10 protein-coding genes and 2 riboswitches are annotated in these 12,988 nt (G+C 60.6%); of the genes, 3 read left to right on the top strand and 7 right to left on the bottom strand.

Annotation, left to right across the window (positions count from 1 at the left end):
• Window positions 1–11: 11 nt before the first annotated feature.
• A complete protein-coding gene (locus AB8E48_RS08615) occupies window positions 12–863 on the bottom strand; it encodes a transcriptional initiation protein Tat (RefSeq protein ID WP_368886439.1) in 852 nt (283 codons plus the stop codon).
• 233 nt (window positions 864–1,096) lie between these two features.
• On the opposite strand from AB8E48_RS08615, the gene AB8E48_RS08610 reads away from it, so the two are divergent.
• Entirely contained in the window at window positions 1,097–2,185 is a 1,089-nt protein-coding gene (locus AB8E48_RS08610; RefSeq protein WP_368886438.1) for a C4-dicarboxylate ABC transporter substrate-binding protein, read from the top strand.
• A gap of 140 nt (window positions 2,186–2,325) precedes the next feature.
• Here AB8E48_RS08610 and AB8E48_RS08605 read toward each other — a convergent pair whose 3' ends face one another.
• From AB8E48_RS08605 to AB8E48_RS08590, 4 genes are all read right to left on the bottom strand, one after another.
• Window positions 2,326–4,449 (bottom strand): AMP-binding protein, encoded by a 2,124-nt coding sequence (locus AB8E48_RS08605; RefSeq protein WP_368886437.1) that lies wholly within the window; start codon window positions 4,447–4,449, stop codon window positions 2,326–2,328.
• Between the two features lie 445 nt (window positions 4,450–4,894).
• Window positions 4,895–5,737: an ABC transporter permease gene (locus tag AB8E48_RS08600; RefSeq protein WP_368886436.1), complete on the bottom strand. Its 843-nt coding sequence runs from the start codon at window positions 5,735–5,737 to the stop codon at window positions 4,895–4,897.
• Window positions 5,737–6,801, bottom strand: coding sequence for an aliphatic sulfonate ABC transporter substrate-binding protein (locus AB8E48_RS08595; RefSeq protein ID WP_044150835.1), 1,065 nt, complete (start codon window positions 6,799–6,801; stop codon window positions 5,737–5,739). The genes AB8E48_RS08600 and AB8E48_RS08595 overlap by 1 nt, the downstream gene beginning before the upstream one ends.
• Before the next feature lie 109 nt (window positions 6,802–6,910).
• Entirely contained in the window at window positions 6,911–7,747 is an 837-nt protein-coding gene (locus AB8E48_RS08590) for an ABC transporter ATP-binding protein (RefSeq protein ID WP_049327389.1), read from the bottom strand.
• A 4-nt stretch (window positions 7,748–7,751) separates the two neighbouring features.
• Window positions 7,752–7,848: riboswitch (SAM riboswitch) on the bottom strand.
• A gap of 175 nt (window positions 7,849–8,023) precedes the next feature.
• Window positions 8,024–8,132, top strand: a riboswitch (SAM riboswitch).
• 114 nt (window positions 8,133–8,246) lie between these two features.
• On the opposite strand from AB8E48_RS08590, the gene AB8E48_RS08585 reads away from it, so the two are divergent.
• Both AB8E48_RS08585 and AB8E48_RS08580 read left to right on the top strand, forming a co-directional pair.
• Window positions 8,247–9,674 (top strand): LLM class flavin-dependent oxidoreductase, encoded by a 1,428-nt coding sequence (locus AB8E48_RS08585; RefSeq protein ID WP_070688076.1) that lies wholly within the window; start codon window positions 8,247–8,249, stop codon window positions 9,672–9,674.
• 169 nt (window positions 9,675–9,843) lie between these two features.
• The gene (locus AB8E48_RS08580; protein WP_368886435.1) at window positions 9,844–10,287 is read left to right on the top strand and encodes a YchJ family protein; all 444 of its coding nucleotides are present in this window, start codon (window positions 9,844–9,846) and stop codon (window positions 10,285–10,287) included.
• 216 nt (window positions 10,288–10,503) lie between these two features.
• On the opposite strand, the gene AB8E48_RS08575 is transcribed toward AB8E48_RS08580, so the two are convergent.
• Together AB8E48_RS08575 and AB8E48_RS08570 are read right to left on the bottom strand one after the other, a co-directional pair.
• Window positions 10,504–11,187: a hypothetical protein gene (locus tag AB8E48_RS08575; RefSeq protein WP_044143869.1), complete on the bottom strand. Its 684-nt coding sequence runs from the start codon at window positions 11,185–11,187 to the stop codon at window positions 10,504–10,506.
• A 140-nt stretch (window positions 11,188–11,327) separates the two neighbouring features.
• The gene (locus tag AB8E48_RS08570) at window positions 11,328–12,776 is read right to left on the bottom strand and encodes an NCS2 family permease (protein ID WP_368886434.1); all 1,449 of its coding nucleotides are present in this window, start codon (window positions 12,774–12,776) and stop codon (window positions 11,328–11,330) included.
• Window positions 12,777–12,988: the final 212 nt, after the last annotated feature.

Raw genomic sequence — 12,988 nt, 5'->3', positions numbered from 1 at the left:
TTGCTGTGGCGTTAGCGGCTGATGGTTGCCGAAGCGCGCAAACCAGCCAGGTCCTGGAAGGTGTACTCGCCGCCTTCGGTCAGCTGCATTGCGACGTTACCGCTGGTGATCTGAGCGGTGGTGGTCAGGGTGTAGCTGGAGGTCACCTCGGTGAAGTACACCGGAACCAGCGAAGCCAGCACCTGTGCGTAGCTCACGCCGTCCTTCGCGGTGGCTTCCAGGTAGTCGGAGGTGCGGATGTCCAGTACGCCGGTCCAGACGTTGTCCTCGATGGTCGGCTCGTAGAACTTCGCAGTGTATGCGATGCCGTTGAACGCCGCCACGGCGGGGTTGTTGGTCTTTGCGCCGCCCTCGCTCTTAGCGAGTGCCGGGATCTCAACGTCGTTATCGACATCCCACAGCAGCGGGTCGGTGACATCCTCGGCGGTGGGGAAGGTGAACTCGAAGGTCACCTGCAGGTGCGCCTGAGGGTACAGCCAGGAGCTACCCTGGAACTCGCGCTTGGAGTTGATGGGCGCAGAAATCCACAGACCCGCGCCACCGTACAGGCCTGCACCGACGCTACCGCCGGGGGTGAAGGTGCCGCCGCCGAGGCTCTGCGGGGTGGTGGAGGTTGCGGTGATGTTGGGTACCTGCACGGTGTAGGAGTCCAGGCCGTAGCGGGTATCAAAGTCGTTGGCGGGGTTCGAGTTGAACGCCTGAGTGAAGACACCGAACTTCAGGGTCGGGGTTTCCTGCGCATCGGTGGACGCCGCGTAGGCGGGTACCGCCGCTGCGGTTGCGATGACGGGGGTGCTCCACGCGGCACCCTTGATGAGGGCGCGGCGGTTCAGACCGTTAGTGGTGTTCGAGGAAGAAGTCATGGGATCTCTCTTGTCATTAAGAATGTGGTGATGCATGTGATTTGAATTACTGATACTCTAATGTAATTCAGCTCATCTTCAAAATTATCTCAACTATTACCTCAATGTATGAACATTACGGCACCCAGCTCACCTAGCGCGTGAAACGGGAGCATCATGGAAACCGTGGAGAACGCCCTCCCGGAAAACTCCACAGAAACACCATCGGTCACCACACACTTAAGGAACACAACATGGCATTTATGAAGAGCGCACGCGTCACGCTTGCCTCCCTCGCAGTGCTCTGCCTGGGCACTATCGCAGCCCCCGCGGCAAACGCCTACAGCCCCGACATCGACGGCGACGGCATCCCCAACACCTGGGAGATGAAGGGCTACGACGCTGACGGCGACGGCAAGATCGACGTCGACTTCCCCGCAATGGGTGCAGACCCCAAGCACAAGGACATCTTCGTAGAGATGGACTACATGGCAGGCCTGCTGCCCAGCGAAGACGAACTGGACCGCATCACCAAGATTTACGCCGACCTGCCCATGCGCAACCCCGACGGCACCACCGGTGTGAACATCCACCTGGACGCCGGTAGCGCCCGCAGTGCCAAGTACAACCTCGGCGGCGGCAACGAAATCAGCTACCAGGCACTCGACAGCGAGTTCAAGGCACTCCACCGCATCAAGGCGACCGAAGGTAAGTTCAACCCCGCCCGCGAAGGCACCTTCCACTACGTCATCTGGGGCGATTACTACGACAACAGCACCTCCTCCGGCATTGCTAACTTCGGCGGCCGCAACCTCATGGTCACCGTCGGCCCGCACTTCTGGGGCAAGGCAACCAGCGACATCCGCGTGGCAGTGTTCGTGCACGAGCTCGGCCACAACCTCGCCCTGAGCCACGGCGGCTGGGACGAAATCAACTACAAGCCCAACTACTACAGCGTCATGAACTACCAGTACACCCTCACCGGCGTGCCCATGGCTGACGGTAGCCGCTACTTCGGCTACTCCACCGCCGAGTACCGCATGCTCAACGAGGCGAAGCTGTACGAGGCGCGCGGCTTCGGTCCTCGCGCGGCTGGCTTCCTGTACAAGGGCAAGCCCGCCAACCAGCCGATTGACTTCAACGGCAACGGCAAGATTGATACCGAGCCGGTGTCCGTGGACCTCAACGGTGACGGCATGATTACGAACCTGGGTGCCGCAAACGATATGAAGATGATCCGCTTCCAGGCGACCGAAAACCCGGAGAAGGACAAGGGCCCCGAGCACATTGAGCCGAGCGGCATTACCGCTGAACACGCTCGTTCGCTGGGCCTGATTAAGTAGGCTGACTGGTCGGCACACCGCCGATAAAGAGCCTTGTCAGCTCAATAAAATAGCAAGGTGCGGATACCGAATCATCATTCGGTATCCGCACCTTTACTCTATGCAGCTTTTCAGCTCAGCGTTCAGCCCAGCAGCGGAGCCTAGACAGCCTCGCTCACGCGGCCGGTATCCACCAGCACCTGCGCGATGTGGCCCAGCGCCTCCTCATTCTGCAGCGAAGAAACATCGCCCAAAGAACGGCCCTGGTACAGCTCACCGAGCAGACGGCGAGTAATCTTACCCGAACGAGTCTTCGGGATATCGGCAACCGCCACAACATCCTTCGGCTTAGCAATCGGGCCAATGTGCTCACGCACGTGCGCGGTCAGCGCTGCCTTCAACTCATCCTCAGTCAGGGCCTTACCATCATCGGTGAGCGTCACGTAGGCAACCGCCTGGTGACCGGTCAGCTCATCCTCCACGGGGCAGACACCAGCCTCAACCACAGCCGGGTGAGTCACCAGCGCCGACTCAATCTCAATGGTGGACAGGCGGTGACCCGAAATGTTAATCACATCGTCAATACGGCCGAGGATGTACACGTTACCCTCTTCGTCTTCCTTCGCGCCGTCGCCGGCCAGGAACCAGCCGTGCTCGCCATAGTGACGCCAGTAAGAATCCAGGTAACGCTGCGGGTTCTGCCACACGGTACGAGCCATGGACGGGCCAATCTTATCGACCACAATAAAGCCCTGCTTGCCCGGTTCGACCGGGTTGCCGTGCTCATCCACCACGCGGGTGGACACGCCGGGAACAGCGCGGGTAGCGCAACCGGGCAGGGGAGTGCAGTGCGGGGTACCCTCCGGGTAGGTGCCCTCGGGCGCGAACGCCGGGTCGTGCGGGCGCGGCGAGCACACGGTCGAACCGGTCTCCGACTGCCACCAGGTGTCAATGAATGCCGCGGTGCCGCCGCCCACGTGCTGACGCAACCAACGCCACGCCTCCGGGTTGATGGATTCGCCCACCGAACCGAGCAGACGCACGGTCGAGAAGTCGTACTTGCCGGGCTCCGGGCCATTCGGGAACGCACCCATGAGCGAACGAATCAGGGTCGGGGCGGTGTAGTAGTTGGTCACGCCGTAGCGTTCGATGACCTCAAAGTGGCGGCCGAAGTGCGGGGTGTTCGGGGTACCCTCGTAAATCACCTCGGAGACACCGTTAACCAGCGGGCCGTAGATTTCGTAGGTGTGTGCGGTCACCCACGCCAGGTCGGCGGTGCACCAGTGAACGGTGGACTCAACCTTTTCCGGGTCGTTGACCGCGGACAGCTCGTCGGGGCGCAGCACGCCGTTCTCGTCCACGTAATCCGGCAGCAGATCGTAGAGCAGCGCGTGGGTGTACGCGGTCTGCACCAGGTATCCAGCCATGGTGTGCACCAGGCCCTTGGGCTTACCGGTCGTACCGGAGGTGTAAATGATGAACAGCGGGTCTTCTGCGTCGTGCAGTTCGTAGGCGTGGGTGTCAGGCTGGTCGTCCACCAGGTCGTGGTACCAGACGTCGCGGCCCTCAGTCCACGGCACAGCGGCGTGCTCTACAGGGTCGGAGGCGCTGGTGCGGTCCACCACGATAACGTGCTCAATATTGTTCTCACCGGAGCATGCCTCGTCGGCATTCACCTTCACGGGAACGACCTTGCCACGGCGGTTCTGGCCGTCGGTGGTGATGAGAACCTTCGCGCCGGTGTCTTCCACACGGAACTTCAGCGCCTCAGCGGAGAAACCACCGAAGACGAGGGAGTGGATCGCGCCAATACGCGCGCAGGCGAGGGTGAAGATAATGGTTTCGGGGATGACGGGCAGGTAGATGACCACGCGGTCACCCTTGCGCACGCCCAGGGACAGCAGGCCGTTCGCTGCCTTCGCGATGCGGCGCTGCAGCTCTGCGTAGGTGATGGCCTCACGGTCGCCGGGCTCACCCTCGAAGTAGAGGGCTACCTTGTCGCCGCGGCCCGCCTCCACGTGGCGGTCCACGCAGTTGTAGGCGACGTTCAGCTTGCCGCCCTCGAACCACTTAATTTCGGGGATGCTGAACTGTTCGATGCCGTCCTCATCGAAGCCGAGGGACTTCGGCTTCTCGAAGCGGTGCGCGGTGTGCCAGGGCTCAGCCCAGGTGAGTCGCTGCGCCTGCTTCTCCCAGAACGCGACGCGCGCCTCGTCAGATTCGAGGGCGGGGTTCGGGGTGGGGTTCAGCGGGTCGGTGAACGAGTAGGGGGTGGGCAGTCCCATTATTCTCCCATCGGTTGCTGGCATTAGCACCCTTGCTCGCCGTGCCGCTGTCTGTGTGACCGTGGGGTCTGTGTGTGCGTTGGCGAGGGGGTTGCTGCGACGTCGTTGAGCCAGGTCTCTCGGTCGCTCTGGATGGTTTGCCTTCTTAGTAAAGCGCGCCCAAGGGGGTGGACGCAAAGGGGACCGTCATATTCGGAACGGTGAGTACCAGTTCGTAATATAACGACATATTTAAAGACCCCGCCCCGCGCTCACTGCTGTGGGGCGCGGGGCGGGATTCATCATCATCATTCAGTAGGCGACAGGTTTCCCCGCCGACTTCTTTCTCCGGCGCGTAGCGATGATTAGCTCACCTTCAGAGGAGCAACCACGCGGCGGACATCTCTCCTAAAACTCAGCGCGTGCTGAGCATTGCGTTTAGCTGTGGTGCTAATTGCTGGTGGCGTTAGTTGCTGGGGTACTTCGCCTTCACCCAGCGCTCGAAAACACCCACCAGGGCGTCGGTAATCTTACCGAGCACCGCCAGCGCCACAATAGCCAGCAGCAGGCGGTCGGTGCGACCGTTGTTCTGCGAGTCGGTCAGCAGGTAACCCAGGCCCATGGATGCACCCAGCAGCTCAGCGGCGACCAGGAACAGCCACGCCTGAGCCAGCGCCAGACGCAGACCCGAAACGACCGACGGCAGAACCGCGGGAAGCTGAACCGTGGTGAACAGGCGCAGACCCTTCAGACCGAAGGCGCGTGCCGCCTCCACAAGCTTGGGGTCAACGTGCGCCAGAGCCGCAGAAACCGTGGTGTACACCGGGAAGAATGCACCAATAGCAACCAGGGTCACCTTGGAATTCTCACCGATACCGATCCACAGCAGAAGCAGCGGAACCCACGCCAGGGACGGCACGGCACGCAGCGCACCAATGGTCGGTGCGGCAATCAGACGCACCGGCGCAGACAAGCCAATCAGCGCACCCAGCACCAGGCCGAGCACGGCACCAATACCGAAACCAATCAGCACACGCTGAGTAGAAATCGCCACGTGGCGGCCCAACTCGCCGCGCTGCGCCAGCTCAACACCGGCGCTGACCACACGGTCGGGGGAGGGCAGCTGAACCTGGGTGAACACGCCGTTCGTGCTCAGAATGTACCAGAGGGCAATCAGCACCAGGGGAAGAATCAGGCCCAGGTACTGCTTACCGGCGAACGGGTTCGACGGCAGCTTCACGGAAGAGGCACGCTTCTCGGCACGCTCAGCGCGAGCGCTGGAGGCGGCGGTAATCGTTGCGGCGGTCATTACTTCTCAACCACCTTTGCGATCTTCTCGACGGCTGCGCTGTCAGCCTTCTTTGCGAACTGGTCGTCCACAATGCTGTTCAGTGCCTTGTCCACGTCGGACTGGGAGGGAACGTCACCGGACTCCACCAGAATCGGGCCGACACCCTTGAGAACCTCAACCTGCTTAGCGCCCGGAACCGGGTCGATATCCAGGTGGGTGCGCTCCATGACGACCTGAGCGGTCTCGTGCTTAATGCCGGACTCCTCCTCGACAATCTTCACAGCCTCTTCGGGGTTCTTCTTAGCCCAGGCGCGAGCGTACTCGTACACGTCCACGATGGTCTGTGCGGCGGTCGGGTTGGACTGAATGAACTTCTCGGTCGCGTTCAGGAAGCCGTAGGTGTTGAAGTTCAGGTTGCGGTAGAAGAGCACGTCGCCGCTTTCCACCTCGGCGGCAGCCATGATCGGGTCCAGGCCGCTCCACGCGTTGACCTGACCGTTATCCAGGGCGGTGCGGCCGTCGGCGTGCTGCAGGTTCTGAATGGTCAGGTCCGAAGCAGAAATACCCTCCTGCTTGAGTGCCTGCAGCAGCAGGAAGTACGGGTCGGTACCCTTGGTCACGGCAACGGTCTTACCCTTCAAATCCGCAACCTTGGTGATGCCCGAGTCCTTGCGGGTGACGAGCGCCGACCATTCCGGCTGCGAGTAGAGGCTAATGACCTTGATGGGGGAGCCATTAGCGCGTGCCAGCAGCGCCGCCGAACCGGCGGTCGAGCCAACATCAATATTGCCGCTACGCAGCGCCTCATTCGCTTTGTTCGAGCCGGCCGACTTGACCCACTCAACCTTCTTACCCTCGGCGGCGAGGGCGGTCTCAAGCCAACCCTTCTTGCGGATAATCAGGGACAGCGGGTTGTAGGTCGCGTAGTCAATGGTCACGGTGTTCTGATTGCCACCACCGGCAGCACCGGAGGCGTTAGCGGAACCGGAACCTTCACCGGCGCAGGCGCTGAGCAGAGTAGCAAAAGCGGCGGCTGCGGCAAGGGACTTGAGGGCGGTACGGCGAGACGGGGAGTAAGTCATGATGAAATCTTTTCGCTTCTGAAGATGATGATGTGATGTGTAAGAAATGCGGCGGCGCTGGTGTTGCCTGCAGATCTAGCGTTGCCTGCGGTTCTGGCGTTGTTGCGACCTAGGCGTTGTCTTCCACGCCGAGCTCAGCGAGCAACTCGCTGCGCAACGCGGTGATTTCTGCATCCGCGCGGTCGCGGGGGTGAGAGCGGTCAACGGTCACGATGCGCTGGATGGTGGCGGGCGCCTCCGGGGTGTCCTTACCGAGGACGATCACCCGGTCAGAGAGGTACAGCGCCTCTTCCACATCGTGGGTGACCAGCAGAATCGTGGTCGGGTCTTGACGGTGCACGTCCAACAGCAAATCCTGCATGTTGATGCGGGTCAGCGCGTCCAGAGCACCGAAGGGCTCGTCGAGCAGCAGCACGCCGGGGTTGCGTGCGAGCGCTCGCGCCAGGGACACGCGCTGAGCCATACCGCCTGAAATTTCCTTGGGACGGTGGGTTGCGTATTCGCCCAGGCCGACCAGGTCGAGCAGGCGCGCTACGGATGCTGCGCCTTCAGATTTTTTGGTGCCCTGCGGCAGTCCGAGCGCCACGTTGTCGGCGACGGTGCGCCAGGGGAGCAGGCGCGGTTCCTGAAAGCCGATAGCTACGCGGGGGTCGAGGCCGGTCACTGCCTTCTCGCCGATACGCACGGTACCTGCGGTGATGCGGTTCAGGCCTGCTGCTGCACGCAGGAGAGTGGATTTGCCGCATCCGGAGGAGCCGATGACGGAGATAATCTCGCCGGGGGCTGCGGTGAAGGAGACTCCGCGAAGAACTTCGTGGGTTCCGCCGGGCACGGGGAAAGATTGTCCGACGTCTTCAAAACTCAGGGGGACGGCGGCGGTGGATACGGCACGGCGGCCGTTCTTTTCACTGGTGGGTACGTCAGTTACTGCACTGTTGAGTGTCATGTCACTTCCATCGTTCCTGGCGTTAGCACCGGGGGCGGAAGAATCCGTGCCGGTTGCTGCGACGTCGTGGAGCCAGGTCTCTCAGTCGCTCTGGATGGTTTGCTTCTCCCACCCTATGGGCTGTGGCGTGCCTCAATCAACCCTGCGGGCGCGTATGAATTTCTATGACCGTATATTTCGCATTTATCACGAAATATTTCGGTTCCACGTCACAAAAAGATTTTTTCGTCACAAACGTGACCTCCCTCCCGCGCGCCCCGTACACTCAAACCACGAGATCATGAGTCCCGGCGCTAAGCTCTGGCTAGCCGGGCGGCAACCCTCTCCCGTAGCGGGGTGCCCCAGATGATGATCTGGCCTCAACGTTACGAGGCAAGTACGGCGCGAACGCGCCACCTGCACGAAGGCCACCACCGAACGCAGAAGGCAAGAAGGAGGCGGCGCGCGGGGTGCAGGGCACTAACCCGATCGTCCCCGATCATTCGCGAAAGGAAAATCGATGGCTGAGCAGAAGAAGCGCATCGTAGTTAACGCATTCGAAATGACCTGCATTGGTCACCAGAGTTTCGACCTCTGGCGTCACCCGCGCTCCCGCGCAACCGAGTACAACACCATCAAGTACTGGACTGACCTGGCTAAGACCCTTGAGCGCGGTCTGTTTGACGCCGTGTTCATCGCTGACGTGGTCGGCATCTACGACGTGTACAAGAACTCTGCCGCTCCCGCCATTGAGGGTGCCGCTCAGGTTCCCGTGAATGACCCCGCAACCCAGATTTCTGCAATGGCTGCAGTGACCGAGCACCTCGGCTTCGGCGTGACTGCTGCCGCTACTTTCGAGCAGCCCTACACCCTGGCTCGCCGCTACGCCTCCCTCGACCACCTCACTGAGGGCCGCGTCGGCTTCAACGTTGTGACCTCTTACCTGCCTTCGGCTGCTGAGAACCAGGGCCTGCCCACCCAGATCCCGCACGACGAGCGCTACGAAATCGCTGACGAGTTCCTGGACGTCTGCTACAAGCTGTGGGAAGGCTCCTGGGAAGACGGCGCAGTCATCAAGGACCGCGAGCGCGGCATCTACGCTGACCCCTCCAAGGTCCACCCGATTGGCCACAAGGGCAAGTACTTCTCCGTACCCGGCATCTCCCTGACCGAGCCGAGCCCGCAGCGCACCCCCGTGATTTTCCAGGCTGGCGCATCCAGCCGTGGCCAGCAGTTCTCCGGTAAGCACGCTGAGGCTGTGTTCATCAGCGCTCTGCGTCCCGACCTGACCCGCGTTGTGACCGACCGTATTCGCGCCGCTGCCGAGGAGCAGGGCCGTAGCCGCGACGACGTGAAGATCCTTGCAATGCTCTCGGTCATCGTGGATGAGACCGAAGAGAAGGCAAAGGCAAAGTACGAGGAGTACAAGAAGTACATCAACCTCGACTCTGCACAGGCTATCATCGGCGGCTGGTCCGGTGTTGACCTGTCCCAGTTCGACGAGGACGAGGTCCTGAACTACGTGCAGACCGAGTCGATTCAGTCCTTCCTGACCCCCTTCACCCTGCAGGCGAAGGACAAGAAGTGGACCCGCAAGGCCATCGCTGAGCACACCACCCTCGGCGGCATGGGCGATGTCATTGTTGGTGACCCGGTTCAGGTTGCTGACGAGCTTGAGCGCTGGATCGACGAGGGTGGCCTGGACGGCATCAACCTGGCATACCACGTCTCCCCGGGCTCCTTCGAGGACTTCATCGAGTACGTTGTTCCCGAGCTGCAGAAGCGCGGCCGCTACCGCACCGAGTACGAGGGCAACACCCTGCGTGAGAACATCTTCGGTAAGGGCCACACCAAGGTTGCTAACAGCCACCCGGCTGCTAAGTACCGCGGCGCATACGTGGGCAAGCCTTCGGCTGCTGACACCCCGGCTCGCGCGATCGCTGAATAAGCGTTGCCGCTGATGCGTACCGTGTAGGTTCGTTCAAACTAAACGATTGAAAACAAGAACGCCCGTTCTGCTGGAGGATTTGCATCCCCGGCGGAGCGGGCGTTTCTTTGCGCTGTGCTTTCTTGATGTGATGCCTTCTTGACGCGGCACGTTCTTTATACTGGGTGGCATGACTGAACTGAACCAGGTTGAACTTAACCACGATGATCGCTGCCCCTGCTCGAGCGGCGAGGTGTACGGCGCCTGCTGCGGCAGGTTCCTGGGCGAGTTTGCCGCCTCCGGCACGCTGACTGCTCCCGCGCCGGAGCAGCTGATGCGCTCGCGTTTTACCGCGTTTGCGACTGGGGACGCGGCGTACCTGCTGGCGAGCTGGCATCCGAGTACTCGCCCGGCGACGCTGGACTTGGAGGATGATATCCGCTGGTATCGCCTGGATATTCTGGGTGCTTCGGGTGGCCCGTTTGATGCGTCCGGTACGGTGGAGTTCGTTGCGTATTACCGTTCGGTGCCGGGTGTTCCTGCGGAGAAGCGGGTGAAGGGCAGCATGCATGAGCTGTCACGCTTTGAGAAGGTGGGCGGCGCCTGGTTCTATGTGGATGGAGACGTCCGCTAAATCTCGTCACTTTCCCTGCCCCTGTCTCGTGCAGCGTGCGGGCATAGAAGAAATGGCAGAATCATTCCGAAACCGGAACGATTCTGCCATTCTTTGTTTTAGTTAGCTTCTGTCTTTTAGAAGATTTTCAAAATCAGTCTGAGATATCAGCCAGACCAAGCCAAGAGGCACGCTCTGCCCCAATAGCAGGAATCAAAATAGGGGATGCGGTCATGACTAAGACGCTTTCTTGAAAACAGAATCTTGAAGAATGCGCTCTGCCTCAGCGGAGCTTCGCGGATCCCCCAAATCTAGAAGATCTACCGCCACATGCAAGGGCAGAATATGGGGCGGCTCATCGCATTCACGCAAGATAATGTTCGCCGAATCTACAGACGCCGGAAGCAGGTTGTACAGAAAAATGATGTTCTCTAAATCCTGGCTTGAAACATATGCATCAACCATTGAGCCGTACACCTGAGAAATATCGCTACTAATGCCGGTAAGCGACAATGCAGGGTCTTCCAAAATTGCAGGAATTTCAGCGGGAGGAGCCTGCAGATGATGCACTTTCAGACCGCGGCGAGCTCGGTATCGCTCAACAGACGCAGGTCCTTGCACCTGAATTGCTGAGGCGCGTTCTTTTGCCCTGCGGCGTTCCTCAGCCGATAGGACAGATGACTGACCATCGCAGTAACGCGCCAAAGCGTTGAATGCATCAAAGGAAATAGGACGGCCAGCATTACTGCGGTGCGCAGCGGGAAGAGCGTCGACAACCCAGCGGCTTCCCAATTTACGACCTTGGAGCATTCCACGTTCTAAGCGGGCGCGCACGCTTCGCTCTGAAACCTTAGCTTCTTGAGCATACTCTTGAACGGACATCATGGCAGAATCATACCGAAAACGGAATGATTCTGCCATGATTTTCTCGCACCGGGGAGCGATAAGGAACATGCAAGAGCGAACCAGATACGCCAAAGGCAGGCCCTTCGGCAGCTTGAAAACTTACATTCTCAGCCGCATCAGGAACCTGCCTTCAGCAAATATGTAGACTGTCGGACTTAGCTAGTCCAGCCGTTAATGATGCCCATACCGAAGTAGATCACGAACACCGCGGACACCAGGTACATCAGCCAGTGCACGTCCTTACCGCGGCCCTGCACCAGGCGAATGAAAGTGTACGCCACGAAGCCGGCACCAATACCGTTCGCAATCGAGTACGACAGCGGCATGAAAATAATGGTCAAGAACGCCGGAATACCCAGACCCCAGTCGGTCCAGTCAATATTCACGGCCTGGCGAATCATCAGGAAGCCGACCACGACCAGCGCCGGAGCAACCGCCTCGAAAGGAACGATGGTGACCAACGGCGAAATGAAAATCGCCAGCAGGAACAGCACACCGGTCACAATGTTCGCAAAGCCGGTGCGTGCACCCGCACCAATACCGGTGGCGGACTCCACGAAAATCTGGTTCGCCGAACCGGACGCGCCACCACCAACAACGGAACCGAAAGCGTCCACGAGCAGGACCTTGTCAATGTCCTCAACCTTGCCGTCCTTCATGGTGCCAGCCTCGGCGGCAAGACCCACCGAAACGCCCATCGCGTCAAAGAACACGGACAGCAGAATGGTGAACACCAGCAGCGAAGCAGCCAGCGGACCGATGTGGGTGAACGCGCCGAACAGGTCAGCGGAACCGATGAGGGAGAAGTTCGGGGTGGTGAACTTCATGTCCGCCAGGGAAGGCACGTTCAGGGACCAGCCGGTTGCCGACTCCTTCACGGAACCGGAGGGGACAACCGCCTCCAGAATCAGGGACAGCGCGGTGGAGGCGAGCACGCCCCACAGGATCGCGCCCTTCACGTTACGGATGAACAGGGCGATGGTGAAGAACAGGCCGAAGAGGAAGACGAGGGTGGGCCAACCGAGCAGGTGACCGCCCGCGCCGAGGCTCACCGGAACGGTGGTGCCAGCTGCGTCAGGCATGCGGCGGATAATGCCGGAGTCGACCAGACCGATAAAGGAAATGAAGAAGCCGATACCGACTACAATCGCGGTCTTGAGCGACTCAGGGACCGCCTCAAACACCGCGGTGCGGAAGCCGGTGAGCACCAGAACGGTCATGATCAGACCGGCAAGAACGACCAGGCCCATGATGTCTGCCCAGGTCAGGTTCGGGGTGGTGGCAATGGTGGAGGCGAGCAGCGCGTTCACGCCCAGGCCAGCCGCCATGGCGAAGGGCTGCTTGGCGATAACACCCATGAGGATGGTCATCACGCCGGCGACCAGCGCGGTCACAGCAGCGACGGGTGCGATGCCGAGGGTACGCTCGGAGGCGTCGGCACCGGTACCGATGACGAGGGGGTTCAGCACCACGATGTAGCTCATGGCGAAGAATGCGGCGAGGCCGCCGCGGAATTCTGCGGCGATGGAGGAGCCGCGTTCGGAAATCTTGAAGTAGCGGTCGAGTGCGCTGGTGGGTGCTGCCGCCTTCGGGGTTTCAGACATGTGAGGATCCGTTGATGTTGTTCGGTGTGTACTGTTGCGCCGCCGGTTTCACGGGTGAAAGCCATGCCGGGCGCCACAATGGTTCAACCATTGTAGGCGCCGCCGTGCGGCTCGTGCCGGTGAAACGCGTTGTGTGCGGCGGTTCAGTCGGTGATGTTGGTGTTTCCCTTACCCTCGCAACCAGAATCGGCAACCGGAGCAGAGGGAAGAAT

It is taken from the genome of Rothia mucilaginosa (assembly GCF_964211445.1).
GTDB lineage: Bacteria > Actinomycetota > Actinomycetes > Actinomycetales > Micrococcaceae > Rothia > Rothia mucilaginosa_E.
The sequence above is the reverse complement of the archived record's forward strand: the minus strand, read 5'-3'. Positions and strand labels throughout refer to the sequence as shown.